The sequence below is a fragment of the Chryseobacterium sp. A321 genome, assembly GCF_054489265.1.
Map to the genome: position 1 here is coordinate 1223734 of NZ_JBTMWZ010000001.1, position 20397 is coordinate 1244130.

The 20397-nt window shown below is 41.8% G+C and carries 18 protein-coding genes; 8 read left to right on the top strand and 10 right to left on the bottom strand.

Annotated elements, in window-relative coordinates:
• Positions 1-128: 128 nt before the first annotated feature.
• The 6 genes from lpxD (at position 129) to sucD (ending at position 5994) form a co-directional block, all read left to right on the top strand.
• Positions 129-1163, top strand: a complete 1035-nt coding sequence (gene lpxD / locus ACX3PZ_RS05815) for a UDP-3-O-(3-hydroxymyristoyl)glucosamine N-acyltransferase (RefSeq protein WP_459112203.1) — start codon at positions 129-131, stop codon at positions 1161-1163.
• Complete coding sequence (locus ACX3PZ_RS05820; RefSeq protein ID WP_459083573.1) at positions 1156-2553, top strand: bifunctional UDP-3-O-[3-hydroxymyristoyl] N-acetylglucosamine deacetylase/3-hydroxyacyl-ACP dehydratase; 1398 nt, start codon at positions 1156-1158, stop codon at positions 2551-2553. The genes lpxD and ACX3PZ_RS05820 overlap by 8 nt, the downstream gene beginning before the upstream one ends.
• 2 nt (positions 2554-2555) lie before the next feature.
• Entirely contained in the window at positions 2556-3344 is a 789-nt protein-coding gene (gene lpxA, locus ACX3PZ_RS05825; RefSeq protein WP_459112204.1) for an acyl-ACP--UDP-N-acetylglucosamine O-acyltransferase, read from the top strand.
• Positions 3345-3387: 43 nt separating this feature from the next.
• Positions 3388-3951, top strand: coding sequence for an elongation factor P (efp, locus tag ACX3PZ_RS05830; protein ID WP_459083575.1), 564 nt, complete (start codon positions 3388-3390; stop codon positions 3949-3951).
• 132 nt (positions 3952-4083) lie between these two features.
• A complete protein-coding gene (locus ACX3PZ_RS05835) occupies positions 4084-4986 on the top strand; it encodes an LpxD N-terminal domain-containing protein (RefSeq protein ID WP_459083576.1) in 903 nt (300 codons plus the stop codon).
• Positions 4987-5121: 135 nt separating this feature from the next.
• Positions 5122-5994, top strand: coding sequence for a succinate--CoA ligase subunit alpha (sucD, locus tag ACX3PZ_RS05840; protein WP_459083577.1), 873 nt, complete (start codon positions 5122-5124; stop codon positions 5992-5994).
• Positions 5995-6137: 143 nt separating this feature from the next.
• Here sucD and ACX3PZ_RS05845 read toward each other — a convergent pair whose 3' ends face one another.
• The 10 genes from ACX3PZ_RS05845 to pyrF form a co-directional block, all read right to left on the bottom strand.
• The gene (locus tag ACX3PZ_RS05845; RefSeq protein WP_459112205.1) at positions 6138-6995 is read right to left on the bottom strand and encodes an urea transporter; all 858 of its coding nucleotides are present in this window, start codon (positions 6993-6995) and stop codon (positions 6138-6140) included.
• Positions 6996-7133: 138 nt separating this feature from the next.
• Positions 7134-8453 carry an ABC transporter permease gene (locus ACX3PZ_RS05850; protein ID WP_459112206.1) on the bottom strand — a complete coding sequence of 440 codons (1320 nt, stop codon included), beginning with the start codon at positions 8451-8453 and terminating at the stop codon, positions 7134-7136.
• A 9-nt stretch (positions 8454-8462) separates the two neighbouring features.
• Positions 8463-9374: an ABC transporter ATP-binding protein gene (locus tag ACX3PZ_RS05855; RefSeq protein WP_459112207.1), complete on the bottom strand. Its 912-nt coding sequence runs from the start codon at positions 9372-9374 to the stop codon at positions 8463-8465.
• Between the two features lie 241 nt (positions 9375-9615).
• Positions 9616-9972, bottom strand: coding sequence for a bleomycin resistance protein (locus ACX3PZ_RS05860; RefSeq protein WP_459112208.1), 357 nt, complete (start codon positions 9970-9972; stop codon positions 9616-9618).
• Positions 9973-9988: 16 nt separating this feature from the next.
• On the bottom strand, positions 9989-10984 hold the full coding sequence (dusB, locus tag ACX3PZ_RS05865) for a tRNA dihydrouridine synthase DusB (RefSeq protein WP_459083582.1): 996 nt from the start codon (positions 10982-10984) through the stop codon (positions 9989-9991).
• 114 nt (positions 10985-11098) lie between these two features.
• Complete coding sequence (locus ACX3PZ_RS05870; protein WP_459112209.1) at positions 11099-13915, bottom strand: aminopeptidase; 2817 nt, start codon at positions 13913-13915, stop codon at positions 11099-11101.
• A gap of 272 nt (positions 13916-14187) precedes the next feature.
• On the bottom strand, positions 14188-14763 hold the full coding sequence (locus ACX3PZ_RS05875) for a YceI family protein (protein ID WP_459112210.1): 576 nt from the start codon (positions 14761-14763) through the stop codon (positions 14188-14190).
• Between the two features lie 98 nt (positions 14764-14861).
• The gene (locus ACX3PZ_RS05880; protein WP_459112211.1) at positions 14862-15566 is read right to left on the bottom strand and encodes a DsbA family oxidoreductase; all 705 of its coding nucleotides are present in this window, start codon (positions 15564-15566) and stop codon (positions 14862-14864) included.
• Positions 15567-15731: 165 nt separating this feature from the next.
• On the bottom strand, positions 15732-16421 hold the full coding sequence (locus ACX3PZ_RS05885; protein ID WP_459112212.1) for a formylglycine-generating enzyme family protein: 690 nt from the start codon (positions 16419-16421) through the stop codon (positions 15732-15734).
• A 175-nt stretch (positions 16422-16596) separates the two neighbouring features.
• Positions 16597-17955 carry an orotidine-5'-phosphate decarboxylase gene (gene pyrF / locus ACX3PZ_RS05890; RefSeq protein WP_459112213.1) on the bottom strand — a complete coding sequence of 453 codons (1359 nt, stop codon included), beginning with the start codon at positions 17953-17955 and terminating at the stop codon, positions 16597-16599.
• 106 nt (positions 17956-18061) lie between these two features.
• Here pyrF and ACX3PZ_RS05895 point away from each other — a divergent pair, with 106 nt between their 5' ends.
• Both ACX3PZ_RS05895 and ACX3PZ_RS05900 read left to right on the top strand, forming a co-directional pair.
• The gene (locus ACX3PZ_RS05895; protein ID WP_459112214.1) at positions 18062-19618 is read left to right on the top strand and encodes a serine hydrolase; all 1557 of its coding nucleotides are present in this window, start codon (positions 18062-18064) and stop codon (positions 19616-19618) included.
• A gap of 453 nt (positions 19619-20071) precedes the next feature.
• Positions 20072-20389 carry a helix-turn-helix domain-containing protein gene (locus ACX3PZ_RS05900; protein WP_459112215.1) on the top strand — a complete coding sequence of 106 codons (318 nt, stop codon included), beginning with the start codon at positions 20072-20074 and terminating at the stop codon, positions 20387-20389.
• The last annotated feature ends 8 nt before the right edge of the window (positions 20390-20397 follow it).

A 20397-nucleotide genomic window follows, 5' to 3' on the forward strand; every position in this document is an offset into this window, starting at 1 on the left:
TTTTTGCACCCTACTAGACCTAGGAGGAGGAAGCTCAGGGAAGAATAGGGCAGAAAAATAGCTTTAAATCGATAGAATCCATCAAATAAGAATAGAGACTATTTCATATTTTTCTATCTTTGCACGATATGGAATTTACCGCATCCCAAATTGCAGAAATTATAGGTGGTCGAATCATCGGTGATAAGGACACTGTAATTAATGGAGTATCTCCGATCGAAAGGGGAGAAAGAGGGCATTTGTCCTTTGTCGCACAGGAAAAATTTGCACCTTATTTGCAAACAACCGACTGCGCGGTTCTGATTGTTTCAAACAAATTAATTGACGATACAAAAGAGTATCCCTTCACGATTATTGCCGTGGAGGATGCTTACTTGTCGTTTCAAGTTCTGATGAATCTTTACCAAAAGCTTCAAAAAAGAAAAGAAGGGATCGAGGAAGGCTCTAGTATTGACCAAAGCGCTGTGCTGGGTGAAGATGTGTACATCGGAGCCTTTACGTACTTAGCCGAAAAGGTGAAGGTAGGGGACGGTACTCAGATTTTCCCGCATGTCTATGTAGGTCAACACGTGAAAATCGGGAAAAATTGCCAGATTTTTTCTGGGGTCAGAATCTACGATTACTGCGTGATTGGTGACAACACCATCATTCATTCCAATACCGTAATTGGTTCGGACGGGTTCGGCTTTCAGCCGACGAAGGACGGGTATCAAAAAATTCCTCAATTAGGAAATGTGGTGATTGAAAAAAATGTGGAAATTGGAGCGAACTGCACCATTGACCGAGGAACCATTGGATCCACAATCATTGGAGAGGGAACCAAAATTGACAATTTAATTCAAATTGCGCACAACGTAAAAATCGGAAAACATAACGTAATTGCGGCCCAGGCAGGAATTGCAGGCTCCACGACTCTTGGCGATTGGAACATGATCGGAGGACAAGTGGGAGTCGTAGGCCATATACAGATAGGAAATAAAGTAAGTGTTCAGGCCCAGAGCGGGGTGAACTCGAGTACACAGGATGGAGAAGTTCTGTATGGATCTCCGGCCATTTCTGCGAGAGACTTTAGACGTAGCTACGTCCATTTTAAGAATTTACCGCAGCTAGCCAAACGAATCGAAGAGCTAGAGGCGAACTCAAACGATAGGACTGATGACTGACATGCAAAAAACCCTGAAAAGTGAAGTCTCACTCTCAGGTATCGGTTTACATACCGGTAGTGAAGTAAAACTAACCATTAAACCCGCGAAAGAAAATACGGGATTCGTGTTTGTAAGAACCGATCTCGAAGGGCATCCTCAGGTGGAAGCAGACGTAAACTACGTGACTACAACCGAGAGAGGCACAACTCTAGAAAAACTAGGGGTTCGCATTCATACCTGCGAGCATTTGCTAGCCGCCTTAGTAGGCTGCGATGTAGACAACGCGTATTTGGAACTCTCAAGCGCAGAGCCGCCCATCATGGACGGGTCTTCTAAATTTTTTGTAGAAGCGATAGAAGAGGCAGGGATTGAAGAGCAAAAGGTAGCGCGTGAATACTTTGTGGTGAAAGAAGTTCTTAGTTTTACCTGTCCAAGCACAGGCTCTGAACTGACCATTATTCCTTCAGACACTTACGAAATTACCACCATGGTCGATTTTGGGACCAAAGTACTCGGTACTCAAAACGCGACGCTTAAAGATATTTCTGAATTCAAAGAAGAAATCTCGGAAGCCAGAACCTTTAGCTTCCTGCATGAACTTGAAATGCTCATGGACGCAGGTCTTATCAAAGGAGGAGATTTATCCAATGCCATTGTGTATGTGGACAAAGAACTCACAAATGAGACTTCCGATAAACTTAAAAAAGCCTTTGGGAAAGAGGATGTCGCCATCCGTCCCAACGGAATCTTAGACAATCTAACCCTTAAGTACCCGAACGAAGCGGCGCGCCATAAACTTTTGGACGTCATTGGAGATTTAGCCCTTACAGGGGTAAGACTGAAGGGAAAAGTGATTGCAAACAAACCTGGACACTTCGTGAACACTCAGTTTGCTAAAAAACTTAACCGTCAATGGAAGCTCATGAGAAGAAAGAACGTGCCTGATTTTGATTTAACAAAACCTCCTGTTTTTGATATTAACGGGATTATGAAACTCCTTCCGCACCGTCCTCCTTTTTTATTGGTAGACCGCATTATGGAGCTTTCGGATTCGCACGTGGTGGGTGTGAAGAACATCACCATGAATGAACCTTTCTTTGTGGGGCATTTCCCAAAGGAACCGGTGATGCCAGGCGTTCTTCAAATTGAAGCGATGGCGCAGACGGGGGGAATCCTAGTACTGGCAAACGTTCCGGATCCAGAAAACTATTCTACGTACTTTGTCAAAATTGACAAAGTCAAATTCAAACGCAAAGTCATTCCTGGAGATACCCTTATTTTCAAGATTGAACTCATCGAGCCGATTCGTCGCGGCATTGTACATATGCAAGGTTACGGGTATGTCGGCGATTCAGTGGCCGTCGAGGCCGAACTTATGGCCCAGGTGGCACGTAACAAAACAGATTAAGCATGGTACATCAATTAGCTGCGGTCGATAAAAGGGCCAAAATTGGAAAAAATGTCATTGTCGAACCCTTTACGACCATTGCAGGCGATGTTGAAATTGGAGAAGGCACATGGATTGGACCCAATGTCACCATTATGAACGGCGCAAGAATCGGGAAAGATTGTCGAATTTTTCCAGGATCGGTTATTGCGGCGATTCCACAAGATTTAAAATTTGAAGGAGAAGACTCCTACGTCTATATCGGAGATCGAACTACGATCCGAGAATGTGTCACAGTCAATAGAGGAACCAAAGCTCTTGGACATACAAAGCTAGGGACCGATTGCCTTATTATGGCAACCACGCACATTGCGCATGACTGCGTCATTGGAGATCACGTGGTGATTGTCAATGGCTGCGGAATTGCAGGGCACGTGGAAATTGGAGACCACACCGTCATGGGAGGATTGTCTGCGATTCACCAATTTTGCAAAGTGGGAAAACACGTGATGATTGCGGGAGGAACCCTAGTAAGAAAGGACATTCCCCCTTACGTAAAGGTCGCTAGAGAACCGATGAGCTATGCGGGAATTAATTCGGTAGGGCTACGTCGTAGAGGCTATACCAACGATAAGATTTTTGAAATTCAAAAAATCTTCCGTTACATTTTTCAAATGAAAACCAATGTGACTCAGGCGATGAGCCAGATTGAAAAGGAAATGCTTCCTACCGCAGAGCGCGATGAAATCCTTGAATTTGTCCGCAACTCTCCAAGAGGAATTGTAAGAGGATACGGGACTGGGAAAGACTAAAGAACGAAGATTTAGACAACGTAATATACATTCGAAATTATAAATGGCAACAACAGCTGACATTAGAAAAGGTCTTTGCATCGAATTTAGCAATGACATCTACAAGGTAATCGAGTTCTTGCACGTGAAGCCAGGGAAAGGTCCTGCTTTCGTGAGAACCAAACTTAAATCCGTAACCAATGGAAAAGTACTTGACAATACATTTTCAGCGGGACACAAAATTGAAGAAGTAAAGGTAATTACACGCAAGTATCAATATCTTTATGAAGATGACAATGGATTTCACTTCATGAACAATGACGATTTTTCTCAAATCTACATTGACAAAGAAATGATCGACAACGCGCAGTTCATGAAAGCAGGAGAAGAGGTGATGATCATTCTGAGAGAATCAGATGAATCCCCTCTATCGGCTGAACTTCCCCCTTCTGTGATTTTAGAAGTGGTAGAAGCGGATCCAGGTGTGAAAGGAAACACTGCGACCAATGCTCTTAAAAATGCAATCGTAGAAACCGGTGCCCGTATTAACGTGCCCCTTTTCATCGAACCCGGAGATAAAATTAAAGTCTCTACAGAAGACGGTTCTTACCAAGAACGCGTCAAGTAAAAAATACCTAATCAAAGGCCTTTCCTCTTCTAAAGAGCAAAGGCTTTTGGTTTTTTAAGACCTTTACTTTTTTGGCGCTCCTTATTTAAAAGAAAAGGAAAAAGGCGCTACTTTTTGCTATATACGTAAACGATGCGATTTGAATCTGTACAAACCCTAGAAACCATTGCGGAGCTCATAGGAGCCCAAGCAATCGGAGATCCTAAGTTTCCCATTCTGGGAACCAATGAAATTCACCGTGTAATCGAAGGTGAAATTGTTTTTGTAAACCATCCCAAATACTACGACAAAGCTCTAAACTCGAGAGCCAGTGTCGTTTTAATCGATAAAGAAGTCGAGGTGCCTCAGGGCAAAGCGATTCTAGTTTCAAAGGATCCTTTTGGAGACTTTAACCTCATTAATGAGCATTTCTCTACGCTTACTCATTTTCAAGAGAAACCGGGCAATCAAACCATAGGAGAAGATAGTTTTGTGCATAGCTCGGTGGTCATCGGAAACGATGTTCAAATCGGAAAAGGATGTTATATCAGTCCAAATGTGGTCATCGGAGACGCAACCCGAATCGGAGATTATGTTCGAATTGGAGCCGGAACCGTGTTAGGAGGAGATGCCTTTTATTACCGGAAAACGGCGCAAGGTCATGAACGACTAAAATCCGTAGGAAACATCGTGATTGAAGATGGAGTGGAGATCGGAAACTTGTGCACCATTGACCGAGGCGTCACAGACACTACAATTATTGGAACGGGGAGCGTTTTGGACAATCAGATTCAAATAGGGCACGATACGGTGATTGGCAAAAAAGTCCTTATTGCGGCCCAAGTCGGAATTGCAGGTTGCTGCCACATCGAAGACGAGGTGAGTATTTGGGGACAGGTAGGAATGGCCTCAGGCGTTCATGTGGAGAAAGGAACGGTCATTTTAGGGCAAACGGGAGTGAACCAAAGTCTTAAGAAAGGGACCTATTTTGGGCCCCTTGCGACGGAGTTCAAGGACTACCTTCGCAAAGAAGTCAAAGTAAAAAATCTAAAGTAAAAACCCTTTGCTTGCCCTAGATCAAAGGGCATGCACAAACGAAAAGAAAATTACTGAATTTAATTTTTTTTACCTCGGTAAGATTGAGTAAATTTGTAAGCATTAAAACGTTATAATAAAATAAATCAAATAACAATGTCAGTACTAGTAAACAAAGACTCTAAGGTAGTTGTACAAGGATTTACAGGGAACGAAGGAACTTTCCACGCTTCTCAGATGATTGAATACGGAACCCAAGTCGTAGGGGGTGTAACTCCAGGAAAAGGAGGCTCTGAACACTTAGGTAAGCCGGTTTTCAATACCGTTGCAGAATCTGTAGAAAAAGCGGGAGCAAACGTGTCCATTATTTTTGTACCACCCGCATTCGCAGCAGACGCTATTATGGAAGCGGCAGAAGCAGGAATTAAAGTCATTGTATGTATTACAGAAGGAATTCCAGTGGCTGACATGGTAAAAGTAAAATCTTACCTTGCAGACCGCGATGCAAGACTTATCGGTCCTAACTGTCCAGGAATTATTACTTCGGATGAAGCGAAAATCGGAATTATGCCCGGATTCGTTTTCAAAAAAGGAAAAGTAGGAATTGTTTCAAAATCGGGAACTTTAACGTACGAAGCAGCAGACCAAGTCGTAAAAGCAGGATACGGAGTATCGACTGCAATCGGAATTGGGGGAGACCCAATTATCGGAACTACGACGAAAGAAGCTCTTGAACTTTTCATTAACGACCCTGAAACTGAAGCGGTCGTGATGATCGGTGAAATTGGAGGATCGCTTGAAGCAGAAGCAGCTCGTTGGTACAAAGAAAGCGGATCTAAAAAGCCAGTAGTTGGTTTCATCGCAGGTCAAACCGCTCCAAAAGGAAGAACGATGGGTCACGCAGGTGCAATCGTTGGAGGAGATGAAGACACGGCACAAGCGAAGATGGAAATCATGAGAGCAAACGGAATTACCGTAGTAGACTCTCCTGCAGACATCGGAGTGACGGTAGCAAAAATCTTAGGATAATCGAATCCTATTTGAATACATAAAAATGAGCGATCCATTGGGTCGCTCATTTTTTTGGCATTAGGACCCAAGTCAAATCTTTTAAGTAGTCGTTTTAAGGCCATTCCAAAAATAGGGAATGGCGAGATTGGCTTCATTCCATCCTAAGCTAGCGGCGCTAAAGGAGTTGATCTATTTTGGATAGATTTCAGTTTTAGAACCATCCAAGTACTGAGTATAAAAGGAGCGGTTAGCGTAATAATCCCAGCTTTAGCAAGTCCGATATTTAAAAGTACGGATAGAAGTGTCGCAATTGAAATCCAAACAAATGAGCTTCGTTTTGAATCGGCAAGTGCAATCGCACAAAGAATCGCATTGTATCCCATTAAGCCTGCATTAAGACCGGATATAGGTTCTCTTAGGAGCAGCGCAATTAAAGTTCCTAGGATCGCGGCATAGAGTCCATACATAGCGGCCGTTTTTGAGTTTAGTAGAAGACCCAAAAGAAAGAGAATTCCAGTCACGCTGTTTTCTTGAAATAGAACCTGTCCAAAGCTTTTCGCTGTGGCAGCGAAGAGATCGAGCGGCATGTCTAATGGCAGTGGAAAGGCGAGCAGTGGAATCTTAAATAGAAAGAGAAGCACGGCCATTGAAATCCAAGTTACAAGCACAAAAGGTGCGGTATAGGGCGGGATTACTTTCTTCAGGTAAAAGCTTAGCGGCGAGGTAAGCGCAGCGCCAAGGATTAAAACAGAGACGGTGGTTAACGTAAATCCAAAAAAGTACCCAATAGCAATTCCGGTTAAGGCGCCGTTAAATCCATACAGTCCTTCTCGAATATCCTGTTTTGAATATCCTAACAGTTGAGCGGTACCTGTACTTAAAAGGGTTCCTACCACGGCGGCGGCTGCTAATTGAGGAGCACTATAAAGAACGCCCAAAAGAAACAAAAGCCCAGAAAAGCTATTGTTTTGGAACATAATCTGTCCGATTCCTCGCAGAATAGATTTAAGGGTTGTCATAGCACGTCGTAGGATCTAATTAAAAAAAAAAAGGGTCTATTATGCGAGCTAAAATAAGAACTTAATGCGAGTACTTCCGTACTTGTAAAAAATATTTAGTTAAAAGGAAAGACGACTCGCTCGGTAGACGGTTCTAGACTAGCTTCGAATCCATTTCCAGATTTCTTTTAGAGTGGCTTTGTTTCCATACATAAGGACTCCTACTTTATATATCTTTGAAGCTATAAAGACCATTCCCACTGCGGAAATCGCGAGAAGCACAAGCGAGAGAGCAATTTCCCAAAGGGGAACTCCAAACGGGATTCTTGCAATCATGGCCACGGGGGAAGTAAACGGAATCATGGACAGCCAAAAGGAGAGGGGTCCCTCCGGATTGTTCAGAATCGTTACACTTCCGTACATACCAATGGTCAGAGGAAGAATCGCAAAAAGAGTAAACTGCTGGGTCTCGGTTTCGTTATCCACTGCGGATCCAATGGCCGCGTACATGGCGCTGTAGAATATGTATCCTAAAAGGAAGAATAAGATAAAGACGGTAATGATGAGAGGGAAATTTAAACTCAGTAGCGTATGGGAAATTTCACCTGCCAAAAGTTTCAGATCCATTCCTTTGGCGAGTGCTTCGCTCTGCGCTTCTCCCATCGGTAAATTTTCACTCAATGCGCTAAAGCCTGTGTTTAAAATGAGGGCAGCCGTGATGGACATGGTAATCCAGACCACAAACTGCGTTAAGGCTACGAGCGTAACCCCAAAGATCTTCCCTAGCATCAAATCAAAAGGTTTGACCGACGAAATGATGATTTCGACCACACGGTTGTTTTTTTCTTCCAAAACACTTCGCATGACGCGAACTCCGTAGATGATGATAAACATGAAGATCACGTACATAAGGACCATGCTAAGTCCATATTTGACGCCGAAGTTTAAATCGCTGTCCTGTGAATTGTGATCCACCACATTTTGCAGTTTTAAATTGAAACCTTGGTCTAGGTTGTCAATTTGAGCATCACTAAGTCCTAAATCCTTGATCTTTTGTTCGCGAATCACATTTTCCAAATCGTTTTGAATTTTGGATTTGGTGTCCATTCCTATTTTCTTATTCGTGAGAAGAACAGCGTCCTTTTCAAGGTTTTCAAGGGACTCATTACTCACAGCAGGAAGGATCAGAAGACCGTCCATGTCCTCAGCCTCTTTTAAAAGCACTTTCATTTGCGCCTCTGTGCTTGGGTCGAGAAAGAGGTAAGTGACCGTTTCGTTCGATTTTAAATATTCCTGAAATACTCCACTCTTGTCAATTACATTAATCTTGGAGTTGGATTTGTTGGCATTCACCATAACTCCGATTAAAACGCCAAAGGCCACCAAGATAAGTGGGGCGAAAAGGGTCAAAAGGATAAAGGACTTCTTTTTAACTTGGGTTAGGTATTCCCGTTTGGTGATCAGAAGGATGTTCTTCATTGGGCTTATTTAAGAGGGGTCGCTTACAGCGTTAATAAATACTTCGTTCATACTTGGGATTTTCTCATCAAAGGTTCGGATTTTCCCAATGGGTAGCAGCGCTTCAATCAGCGCATTTTGACTGGTTCCTCCTTCGAGTTCAAAAGAATAGAGGTCGTGGTCAAGTCGCAAATTGGAAAGTGGGTGGCTTACCTTAAAAGCCTCCAATTTCTCTATTTCCACGTCGCTTAAAGTGACAGAGAAAATGTTCTTTTTAAACTGTTCGCGAACTTGGAAAATCTTTCCGTCAAGCACTTTCTTTGAATTGTGAATCAGGGCGACAGAGTCGCAGAGTTCCTCTACACTTTCCATTCGGTGAGTGGAGAGAATAATGGTCGTTCCCTCTTCTTTCAAATAAAGGATTTGGTCTTTAATTAAATTGGCGTTTACCGGGTCAAATCCTGAGAAGGGTTCGTCTAGTATGAGGAGTTTGGGTCTATGCAAAACGGTCACGACGAACTGAAGTTTCTGCGCCATTCCTTTCGATAGTTCGGAGAGTTTCTTTTTCCACCACTGTTCCATGCCGAGTTTTTCAAACCAAAACTTAGCCTGGTTTAAGGCATCGGTACGGCTCATCCCCTTTAGTTCTCCAAAATAGAGGAGCTGGTCTCCAAGCGTCATGTTCTTATAGAGCCCTCTTTCTTCAGGCATATAACCAATCTGTGAAATATGATGAGGAGATAATCGTTTTCCCTCAATAAAAATCTCACCCGAATCCGGGGCTAAGATTTGATTGATAATCCGGATGAACGTAGTCTTTCCAGCGCCGTTGGGGCCTAAAAGACCGTAAATGCTGCCTTTAGGCACATCTATACTGAAATCTTGTAGGGCGGTTTTCTTTCCGGCTTGGTATGTTTTCGTAACGTGGGTTGCTTTTAGCATCGAAATACGAGTTTAAAATATGGAATCACAAGATCGCAAAAATACTTCACATACAGAAGTCAAAATGGGGATTTTACGCCCTTCTACCCAATGTTTTGGCTCCGATTTCGAAGGGGGTATGGGTGTGAATTCTTGACTTCTTGTGCTTTATTTCGAGCGTGATTTTATGGGTTTTTATATAGTCCAATAAGTCTTGTAATAAGCGTATTTGTTACAAGACTTTACGCTTGAGTGAGACTTCTTAAACTTTCTGCCCGAAGGTAAGGAGTGTATGATCCGGATCGAGTAGAGACAACTCTTTTACACCCCAAGGTTTGGTTTGCAAAGATCCGCTAGGATGGATTGCAATGTTTCGATCTAAAAAAGATTTGTAAAGCGAATCGATGTCACTTACCCGAAGGTAAATTTGCGCATAATTCTGGAGAGGGTCCAGCGCTTCAAACAAAAAGAAATGAAGTTCCACTTGGTCTTTTTTAAGCATCAAATAGTCGGGATACTCGGCTTCTCCCACAGGCTGAAACCCTAATTCCTTCACATAATATTGGTAGGTGATCTCTCGATCCCGCATCGGTAGTTTCGGATGGACTTCAGTTAGCATAAACGGATTGTTCTTTTTAGTTTGTAAGCTGAAATTCTTTGTAGAAATGGGCCGCTTCAAATATCACTTCGTCCATTTCTTCAAGGGTATAGGCCTCTAAGAATTTTCGACGAAAATCCTTAAAGTGAGGGATTCCTCTGAAGTAGTTGCTATAATGCTGACGCATTTCCACCATACCTGTGCGTTCTCCTTTCCACTCAATGCTCCACTCCGCATGTTGACGAACGGCTTCGAGTCGCTCTGTGATGGTAGGAGGCGTAAGGATTTCACCGGTTTTGAAATAATGCTTGATTTCATTGAAGATCCAAGGATACCCAATGGCTCCTCTTCCAATCATGACCCCATCACAGTTGTATTTTTCTTTGTATTCTTTTGCTTTGGGACCCGAATCAATATCGCCATTCCCAAAAATAGGGATTTCAATATCGTTGTGGTTCTTGATTTGAGAAATGTAATTCCAATCCGCCTCCCCTTTATACATTTGCGAACGCGTTCTTGCATGAATGGTAAGCGCTTTAATTCCCGCATCTTGCAAACGTAAGGCGACTTCTCCAATGTTAATGGAATCAAAGTCCCATCCTAGTCTTGTTTTTACGGTCACGGGCAAATGCGTGGATTTGACTACAGCCTTCGTAAGGCGAACCATCAAATCAATGTCTTTTAAAACTCCTGCACCCGCCCCTTTGGTTACCACTTTTTTTACCGGACATCCAAAATTAATATCCACCAAATCGGGTTCTACGGCCTCTACAATTTTCGCAGAAAGTGCCATGGCTTCTTCGTCTCCTCCAAAAATTTGAATTCCGACAGGCCTTTCGTAATCAAAGATGTCAAGCTTTTTCTTGCTTTTCATGGCATCGCGAATTAAACCCTCCGAGGAAATAAACTCCGAATACATAAGATCTGCCCCGTGCATCTTGCAAAGTCTACGGAAAGGGGGATCGCTTACGTCCTCCATAGGAGCAAGAAGAAGAGGGTAGTCGGGAAGTTGAATCGGGCCTATGTTTACCATGCTGCAAAAATACAAAATATCGACTTAAGTATCAGCAAAAGTGTCTGTACGCAAATTAGGGCAAAAAAAAACAAGCAAGAACAAGGCGCAAACGGATGGTGAGGTGCTCCTGAATTAGTACCAGCCTTTTCGGAAATGGCTCGTAAGTGCGCTTAAGTTCAGAATTAGGGTGAATCGAATTCGCTTCCCGTAATTGTCTAATGAAGGTTCAAAGCCTAGAGAGGATTGAAGAGGGAAGTAAACTTCTAGGAAATCGGGAATGACTTTTAATTTCACTCCAGAATCCCAAATGAACTGCTCACTTTGTCCCTTGTTCTTATACACTCCTGCATCGGCATATAAGTTGAAAAGTTTCCAAATATGGGCATCCACTCCCACACTTGAAATCCACCGGCTGACCGGTTCCCCAACATGGGATTTAAATCCACCTTCGGCCTGTACATACTGCTGAGAGAGAATTCCCTCGGTTGCACTCTGACCAAGGAGGCTGTAATTGAAGGCGTAATTGGACACCCGGGAGACTCCAAAATCAAAAAGATTGTTTCTTGCTTCGTTTTTGAAAAATACCCCACCAAACCAGCGGAAGCTGATTTTTTTGTTTTGAGCATATTCCCAGCGGTAATAAGCTTCTGCGGATAGCTTTTGAAAATCATTCATTAGCTGAAGGCTCGAGCCAAAGGAAATTTCATGAATGATTTTTTTGTCGTTGTATCCGTAGCCCAAACTCCAGAGGCCATAGCGGTCGTATTCTCCTTTTGCGATTAATTCGGGTGTAAGGTCTTTTTCAAAATGGCTGAAAGAGAAATAAAGGGCTCGGCTAATATCGCTTCGTAAGACTTTAGAGAAATTAAGTGTGGAGGCTACGCTGATCTTTTTGTACGCTAAATCGTAATCGTAATGGAAGTAGGAGGCACTGGCTCCAATTTCCAAGTTTTGGAAAAAGGCATCTTGCGGTCGAAAACGATAAGAGAGTCCTCCGGAACCCGCAAACGTGTTGGTTCCTGTACTGAAATAGGGAGAGAGCGCATATTGGAAAGGCTGGTCAAAAAAGGATTTGTTTTTAAACCCAATCCCTAACAGCACTTTGTCGTAAGCGTTAAAGGTTACTTTTGGACTCAAATAAATTTCGTTGTATTCTGGATCTGGAATGTCTGGAAGTAATTTAAATTTAACTCGTTTGGTATTGGAAAAAAGTCCTTTGGTGTAGATGTAATTGTCTCTAAAGTTAGACTCGGGAAAGAGGTATTCGTCATTCACCGAGATTTTCTTTACCTCAGGACGAGGAATTAAATACTGCCCTTCATTTCTTTTGGAGGAGCTGTCGTACCAAAAGGACTTCTTGTTTCCTTCAAAATCTTCTGAGGTAATTTGAATCGGTATTCCATACGAAGAGTTCTTTGTCACTTTCACCAAATAGCCTTCCGGTAGTTTTTCAAATTTTTTCACTTTGAAATTCACCCGGTTGTTCTTATAGATGAAATCTTCAAGAAAAGCCGAAGAGTATCCTGTACGAATCGAGAGTTGATCTAAAAAGTCTTTCGTGCTTAATAGATTGTCTGTGTTTTTGGAAAGATAAGTCCGAGTGAATTCTTCAAATTCGCCTGTGCCCATTTTCTCTGCAATGAAATTAAAGAGGCTACCCGTCTCAAACTGACTGATAGCCATGTCATTAAAGTTGCTAAGCACAGGATAAGGTGTTCCTATTTTTTGATCTAAGTTCTTGGTTAAAATGTAGTGGTAGCCTAAACCGTAGCGCTCCGTAAGCTTAAGTTTAGCGGCCGTCAAGTAGCGAAGCGGATGGATTCCAAAAAGTTGAGCTTCTTGGGGTAGCTTTCCAATGAGTAGAGCATCTTTGTAATTCTCTTTCAAATATTGCATTTCCAGATAGGTCTGGAGTCCATTTTTAAACCAATGGTCTTTGGATTTTTGAGTAATGGCCTCGGCCTGAATGACCTTCTTAGAAATCATGCTGAAATAATCCAAATCGGTCTTTTCCATGTCTGAGAAAAGCTTGTATCGGAATTTCCAGAACTTGATGTCGTCAATTCCAAAGAAATCTTCTTTGGAGTTGAATTTAGGCGAGATAAAAACTTTGGAAGGTACGTGCCCTAATTTCTCGCCAAGAAAGTTTAAATGCACAGGAAGCAAATAACTGAGAGTCGAGAGCTGCTCCTTTTCAATAGGATACCCAAACACGAAGGTCGTTTCACCGTATCGAGAGCTTGATTGAAGCGTCGGCATATCGTTTAGGGAGATTAAGAACTCGGGATCGTCTGCTAGTTTACCAGAAAAGACAAAGGAAGAATCCATTTCTTTTTTAAGGTTACTCTCGATTTGGTATCCTTGGGGAACGGATAAGGAAATCCTCCAGCTTTGCCCGCCGCTTTGGGTTTGTTCCGTGTCGTTAAATTGCCTGGGTTCAGGATCTATGGTTTCAAAAGTATTGGGGACTAAAAAGAAATATTTTAAAGCGAGACTGCTCTGGGAGGTCCCATATCCGGTCATTGCGATAGAGGGAAGCGAAAGCGAATACTTTAATCGAAGTGTAAGGGTTTCTCCAGGAGCTAAAGGACTTGAAAGAGGAATTTTTAAGTTTTCCTTGTTAAGCTCTTTCACAGAAAGAGAATCGTTAATAAGTAGTGAAGTAAGAGACCCTAACTCTTCTTTTTTTGCAAAGTAGAGCTGCTTTTGTCTGTCTTCAATTTTTCGGGTAGAAAGGGAAGTGCCTTCGTTTCTGTAGGCGGCAATCCAGTTCAGGAGTTCAACTTCGGAAATAGGATGGGAGAACTTATTGGTATAGTAGAGTTCTTGTTCTACTTCGAGATCTTTTAAATTCTCGTTTAGGCTCGCGCGAATCACAAGGCTATCGCCCTGTGCAAAACTCCAAAAGGGAAGTAGCAAAATATAGAAAATTAAATGCGCGTGTTTCATCCTGAGTGCAAAGCAGTCTCAAATATAGTTGTTTGCACGGACCTGCAAAACAGAACCTGCAAAATTTAACGCTTTTGTCTTAGCCTGTAAGAAGGCAGTTCCACGCGAGGTACTTTAAACCCTCAAAATCTTTTGATTGTTAGGCTTTTTGTTTTTTTAAAAGGTGGCGTTAGGGGTGGCTGCCTTTTATAGGGTTTTATAATAAACAAAAAAAAAGAGTAGCGACTTTCTAGCCGCTACTCCCCTTAAACAATTTTTAAAAAAAATCGGGTTTATTTTTCGGTAAGTTCGAAGTCTCCTTTGATTACGACAAGATCCGAAACCATCGCTTCTGGGAATTTTGCACCAACACCAAAGTCAGATCTTTTAATGGAACCTATAACTTGGTATCCGTGGGTTGTTTTCTTGTTCATTGCATTCACTGTGGAACCTCTGTAAATAAGAGTTAGTTTTACAGGTTTTGTCACTCCGTGCATGAGCAGGTTTCCATGTAAATTGTAGAAGTTTTTCTTGCCGGTTTCCGTTAAAGAAGTAGAGTTGAACGCCATCGTTGGGTAGGTCGCTACATCAAAAAAGTCGGCACTTTTTAAGTGGTTGTCTCTTGCCTCAATATGGGTGTTGATGGAAGAAGGATCCACTGTAAAGGTTAAGGTGGAATTTGTGAAGTTTTTCTCATCCGCTTGGATGGTAAGATCCGCTTTGTCCATGTTTCCTGTAATGTCATTGATTCCTAAGTGAGTTACGGTAAACTGAATTCTTGAATGGGCCGCATCGCTTACAAGGGTTTTTTGAGCCGTTACACTAAGGGTGAATACCATAATAGCTACAATAGAAAAAATCTTTTTCATAAGGTTTATTTTAATTTATTTTGGTTTGTTATTCAACTCGATCAAAGATCGTTATTTTTTTTAAATTGGAATCTGATAAGTGTCAGATACTGTGTTTTTTACTTGCAGTCCCCGTCTACTTCACAGCTTGGAGAATTTCCTAATATTTCAAGTCCTTTGTCTCCTTCTGAAAACTCCTTGTAGCTTTTTTCTAGCGCTTCTAAAAACATAGATGGCTGCTGTGCGCCAGAGATTCCGTATTTATCGTTTAAGATAAAGAAAGGAACTGCTCTTACCCCGATTTTGCGGGCAAGCATCTCGTCTTCTTTGACTTTGTAGCGAAGTTCATCTGAATTTAAGGCCTCTTTTACTTCCATTTCGGAAAGGCCAATGCTGCTTCCGATTTCGATTAAATCGCTTTCAGAATCAATGTTTTTGCCTTCTATGAATTGCGCTCTAAAAAGGGCTTCTTCCATTTCACTCGCCAAATTCTTTTGTTTCGCCAATTGAATGAGAAGGTGACCTTTTAAGGAGTTTGCAATTTTTTGAGTCGCGAACTCAAAATCAATACCTACTTCTTTTCCTGCGTTTTGTGCATGGCCATGCATTTGCTTAGCCTGTTCTAAAGAAACGCCTTTTGCTTTTGAAAAGTATTCAAAAGAATCTGCGTGTGGATCGGACTGTAAAGAAGGATCTAGTTGGAAGCTGTGCCATTCCACTTCAATGTCTCCTGCGTGCGCAAAGCTTTCGAGTGCTTTTTCGAATTTCTTTTTGCCTACATAGCAAAAAGGACATCGGATGTCACTAAATATATTTACTTTCATTTGTATATGTGTTTTGATTCGGTGAGACAAAGATAACAATAGAAAGCCCTTTCTTCCATTGATGTAAGATAAGAAACAAAATAGGCGGGAATAAAAAGTCAGTGTCTCACAATTTCAAATCCGCTGGGCCCTGCTTTTGGCAATACGCTATTAAGAGCTGAGTGTTCAATCCACGTTTTTTGCAATTCGAAAGCCCATATCGTCAATTTTAAATTTTAGTGGATGACTTCTTCGCCTGGTAGTTGCCATGACACTTCGTTCTTCGTCGCACCAACCACCACCTCTAAAAATCCGATAGGAACCATAAATTTCTGTGTCGTATAAGTCCGAACACCATTCCCAAACGTTGCCTAGCATATCGTAAAGTCCCCACGCATTTGGTTTTTTCTGCCCTACGTTATGAGTCGATTGCTGGGAATTGTCTTTATACCACGCAATCAAATCTAATTTATCATATCGAATTTCCTTTGCCCCCGCTTTACAAGCATATTCCCATTCTGCTTCGGTTGGCAAACGAAACCCATTAGCTGTTGGGTCAAAAGATATTTCTACCTCTTGCTCTCCCAATATGTAGCAAGATTTCAGGCCTGACTTTTCAGACAATAGATTGCAGAAAATTACGGCCTCTTGCCAGGTAACAGTCTCTACAGGTCGTTTGTCGCCTTTAAAAAGGCTTGGCGCTTTGTTGGTAATATGAAAATAAATATCCTGTGTGATCGCAAATTTCGCGAGTAAAAAAGGTTCAATGTTTACAGTCCATTTTTGTTTTGTTCTGTCATCACGCAAATCAATTTCTCCGCCCGGTATCTCTACCATAAGTTCGTTTAAGGTAGTGCTTAAAATTTCCCTATTCATAGTATGATACTAGTTTTGTTGTTTCTAGTGGAGAAGGTCTTTTACTGCTTTCACCTTCATGCCAAAAAACAGAAAAAACGGATGTAAACGGTTCATTTACACCTGTTTTTTCTGTTTCTATTCTTTGGTGTGTTTTTTATGAAAAACTATAGATTACCTGTTGAGTTTTTTAATGCTAAAGGCTTTCCTCATAACTTTTCCAACCTTCGATTTTGTATTCTAAGGCGGATTTTTCTGGGTTCTCGGCTTTGTAAATTCCTCTTCCTACAATGATGAAATCGGTGTGAAGTTGTTTGAATACATGAGCCGGAGTGTTGTACTGCTGACCTTTTCCATCGCCTTTGCTCTGTAGGTTCACGCCTGGCGTGAAAAGTAGAAGTTCATTTGCAAGCTGCGCTTGTGCAACCCCTCCAATTACATTTGGGTGAGAAGCGGCAATTTTAGTGGCTTCTTCTCTGTAGGCTTTGTCCGTAAGTGTTCCTTTTGAAGACATCCCGATAATGGCAATGACGCCCGCACTGTGGAAATAATCTAGGGATGCGTACCCTCCGATTAGCTGAGCGGTCACTAAATCTGCCCAATTGGATATTTTATGCACTCCGTACGCATACTGAAGTTCTTGCGTACTTCCAATGTCTGCGAATTTGCGGTCTTCCATTATTAAGAAATTGTGCTTTGCAGCCAAATCGATTAAAGGAAGGATGGTCTTTTCGTATTCAAAGTCAGTCACGACATCCATATGGGTTTTTAACGCGACAATGTGAGGTCCTACTTTGTTCGCGAACTCGTGAAGCTCCTCGGTAGAAAGTAGATCCGCAGAAGCAATTAAATTGGATTTCTTCTCAAGGGCAATCTCCAGTAGTCTTTGCGCTTTGGAGTGGGTGAGGCACTCGAGTTTGGATTCATAGGAGAGTCTTTTCGGCGCTTCAAAAGAAATGGTATTTCCTTTCAAAAAGTCTTGAATTCTCTCTATTTGCTCCTCGTCTAGTTTTCCTTCTTCTTTTAAAATTTGACAAATCTCCGTAATGGTGAAAAGCGTGTGAACACGGTATCCTTTTTCTTCTAGGAGTTCTTTTCCTCCTTGCTCGCGGTCTAAAACCACGACAATGTCCGATACTTTGAGTCCGGCCTCTTCAATCTCTGGAATGGTTTCCAGAAGCGATTTGCCAGAGGTAATTACATCTTCTACTAAGAGACAATTTTGTCCACGCTCGTACAGACCTTCAATAAGCTGTTTGGTGCCATAAGCCTTGGCTTCTTTTCGTTTGATAATTAAAGGAAGGTAGCTCTCTAAAGACATGGCTGTCGCCATGGGCAATGCAGCGTAAGGCACTCCACAAATTAAATCGAATTCATCCAAAGGGACGATGTCCAGCATACGAGCGGCTAGATTTTTCAGGATTTTTGGATCGGATGCAAGCGGGCGTAGATCTACATAAAAGGGACTTTCAATCCCTGATTTTAGGGTAAAACGGCCAAACTTTACAATTTGGTGCTTGTAGCACTCCAAAAAGAATTCTCTCTTGTCTGTCATTGTGTCAAATAGGTTTGCACAAAGTTAAGTGAAAATCCCTAAAGACCCAAAGGTGCATTTCAGAAATCCCGAGTAGAATTCTTACATTTGAGAAAAATTTGATTCTATGAGAAAGAGCTTTGTCGTAATGCTTACGATCGTGCTGGGTGGGTTTACTCAGGCGCAGATCGCCGAAAAACAGCTAGATCAGCTAGTGGAAAATACCCTAAAGACCTTTGAGGTTCCTGGAATCTCCGTCGGAGTGATTAAAGACGGAAAGGTGATTTATGCCAAAGGTCATGGCGTAGCTTCGCTCACCAGCAAGGCAAAAATGGACGAGAAAACCCTCGTGGGAATTGCGTCCAATTCAAAAGGATTTACAGCCACTGCCCTTGCCATGCTTGTGGACGAAGGGAAACTAAGCTGGGACGATAAAGTGACGAAGTTTATTCCTGAATTTCAAATGTACGATCCCTATGTAAGTAAGCATCTTACCGTGAGAGACCTTTTGACTCATAGAGCCGGTCTAGGCCTCGGACAAGGAGACCTTATGTTTTTTCCGGAAGGAGGAACGATTTCTCTTGAGGAGCTTATTCACAATGTCCGTTATTTAAAACCTGAGAATGAGTTCCGCGATAAATTAGACTATAACAACATAATGTTTATCGTAGCTGGAGAAGTGATCTCAAGAATCTCTTCACAAAGCTGGGCTGAATTTATCGAAAGCCGCATTTTGAAGCCAGTCGGTATGACTTCAAGCCACGGTAGTTATGTGCGCGCTCAGGCGGTGAAAAACAAGATTGATGCGCACGCTCCTGTAGACGGTGTTGTCAAGCAGATTCCACACGATTGGAACGAAACGGCCAATGCGGCGGGCGGTATCATGAGTAATGTGGAGGATATGCTCACTTGGGCTAATTTCCTAATGAAGGGGTTCACAACGAAAGACGGGAAAAAGCTTGTATCCGATCGACAAATCCAACAGCTTTGGCAAATTCAACGTCCCTCGACGATGGCTTTAAGCAATCCTTACGATACAGGAAATTACGGGTACGGCCTTGGATGGTTTATTTCCGATGTGAAAGGCCATAAGCAAGTTCAACACAGCGGGGGACTGATAGGAACGGTGACCCTATTTACGCTCATTCCCGATATGAACCTTGGAATTGTGGTTTTAACCAACCAACAAAGCGGAGCCGCATTTAATACCATTACCAATGCACTGAAAGATTCTTACCTAGGCATTGAGGACCGAAACTGGCTAAAGACGTATTCTGAACGTATGGACAAGGCAGGAAAAACCTACCAAAAACAGAAAGACGATGCCTATGCAAAGGCAGCCGAATTTGGAAAAGCAAAAGAAGGGAAGCTATCCGCTTCAAAGTTTGTGGGGACGTACAACGATCGTTGGTTTGGCGATGTAACCATCTCTCAAAATGGGAAAGGGTATAGACTAGAATGCAAAACTTCTCCTCGCTTAAAAGGAGACTTAATCGCTTATTCTCCAAATACTTTTATTGTGAAGTGGGACGATCGCAGTTATGATGCGGATGCCTATCTAACTTTTGCAATGGACGAGAATGGAAATGCAACGGGCGCTAGCTTAAAACCGATTTCTGACATTACTGACTTTAGTTTTGACTTTGAAGACCTTGATTTACAAAGGGTGAAAGCAAATAAATAAATTCTAAAGACTTGTTTTTTTTTGATTCCAAGTAGGAATGGGCTAAATAAGTAGCCCTATACAAGCAAAACTAGCCTCGCAATTTGCGGGGCTAGTTTTGCTTTTTACTCCTGAGGTCTTTTCACTTTTAAAACTAGATCAAAATGGCTAAAAAACAAAGCCTAATTAAAGTATAACTTTGTCAAAATATTCGATTTATCCGCCCCACGAACTACATATTGCGGACTCTTGTAAGAGTTTGTAATATGTAGTTCGTGGGGCGGATACTTCTCGGACTGCTTCAATGCGAAAACAATTTGGCTTTCTGTAAATCTGATCTTTTTCATCTGATTTTCCTTTGTTTAAGATTAATTATTTTATCGAAAAATCTCTACTTTTAATTGATCCTGTTGTAAACTGTCATTTCCATATTTAATATATGTGTACAGGAAGAATCATCAAAAAAATACGTTGATGCAGAAAGAAGTATCTGCTCATCTTGAAATTGGAAACAGCAATTATAATAAGCTGGAGAATGGACATCGTGATTTATCTGCAGATGAATTACTTAAACTTTCTAAACTTTTCAATCTTACAACGGACCAAATTCTGAATTACGAAAATATTATTCCTGAAGATATAACCATTGAAGATAAACCCGATTTTGAGAAGCTACATTTAATAAATCAACTCGACGAAGACGATAAATTGATGATTTTTAAAATGGTAGATAAAATGCTGACAACAAAAAAATTTAAAGACTTCTTTAATAAAAATGTAGCTGCACTATAAAACAGAAA

Excerpts from the sequence above, each read along its gene's own strand:
- lpxD (WP_459112203.1), top strand. The coding sequence starts at position 129 with ATGGAATTTACCGCATCCCAAATTGCAGAAATTATAGGTGGTCGAATC.
- ACX3PZ_RS05850 (WP_459112206.1), bottom strand. The coding sequence starts at position 8,453 with ATGAAGAACATCCTTCTGATCACCAAACGGGAATACCTAACCCAAGTT.
- ACX3PZ_RS05875 (WP_459112210.1), bottom strand. The coding sequence starts at position 14,763 with ATGAAAAAGATTTTTTCTATTGTAGCTATTATGGTATTCACCCTTAGT.
- lpxA (WP_459112204.1), top strand. The coding sequence starts at position 2,556 with ATGGTACATCAATTAGCTGCGGTCGATAAAAGGGCCAAAATTGGAAAA.
- efp (WP_459083575.1), top strand. The coding sequence starts at position 3,388 with ATGGCAACAACAGCTGACATTAGAAAAGGTCTTTGCATCGAATTTAGC.
- ACX3PZ_RS05835 (WP_459083576.1), top strand. The coding sequence starts at position 4,084 with ATGCGATTTGAATCTGTACAAACCCTAGAAACCATTGCGGAGCTCATA.
- ACX3PZ_RS05870 (WP_459112209.1), bottom strand. The coding sequence starts at position 13,915 with ATGAAACACGCGCATTTAATTTTCTATATTTTGCTACTTCCCTTTTGG.
- ACX3PZ_RS05820 (WP_459083573.1), top strand. The coding sequence starts at position 1,156 with ATGACTGACATGCAAAAAACCCTGAAAAGTGAAGTCTCACTCTCAGGT.
- ACX3PZ_RS05860 (WP_459112208.1), bottom strand. The coding sequence starts at position 9,972 with ATGCTAACTGAAGTCCATCCGAAACTACCGATGCGGGATCGAGAGATC.
- ACX3PZ_RS05880 (WP_459112211.1), bottom strand. The coding sequence starts at position 15,566 with ATGAAAGTAAATATATTTAGTGACATCCGATGTCCTTTTTGCTATGTA.
- ACX3PZ_RS05895 (WP_459112214.1), top strand. The coding sequence starts at position 18,062 with ATGAGAAAGAGCTTTGTCGTAATGCTTACGATCGTGCTGGGTGGGTTT.
- dusB (WP_459083582.1), bottom strand. The coding sequence starts at position 10,984 with ATGGTAAACATAGGCCCGATTCAACTTCCCGACTACCCTCTTCTTCTT.
- ACX3PZ_RS05855 (WP_459112207.1), bottom strand. The coding sequence starts at position 9,374 with ATGCTAAAAGCAACCCACGTTACGAAAACATACCAAGCCGGAAAGAAA.
- ACX3PZ_RS05885 (WP_459112212.1), bottom strand. The coding sequence starts at position 16,421 with ATGAATAGGGAAATTTTAAGCACTACCTTAAACGAACTTATGGTAGAG.
- pyrF (WP_459112213.1), bottom strand. The coding sequence starts at position 17,955 with ATGACAGACAAGAGAGAATTCTTTTTGGAGTGCTACAAGCACCAAATT.
- ACX3PZ_RS05900 (WP_459112215.1), top strand. The coding sequence starts at position 20,072 with ATGCAGAAAGAAGTATCTGCTCATCTTGAAATTGGAAACAGCAATTAT.
- sucD (WP_459083577.1), top strand. The coding sequence starts at position 5,122 with ATGTCAGTACTAGTAAACAAAGACTCTAAGGTAGTTGTACAAGGATTT.
- ACX3PZ_RS05845 (WP_459112205.1), bottom strand. The coding sequence starts at position 6,995 with ATGACAACCCTTAAATCTATTCTGCGAGGAATCGGACAGATTATGTTC.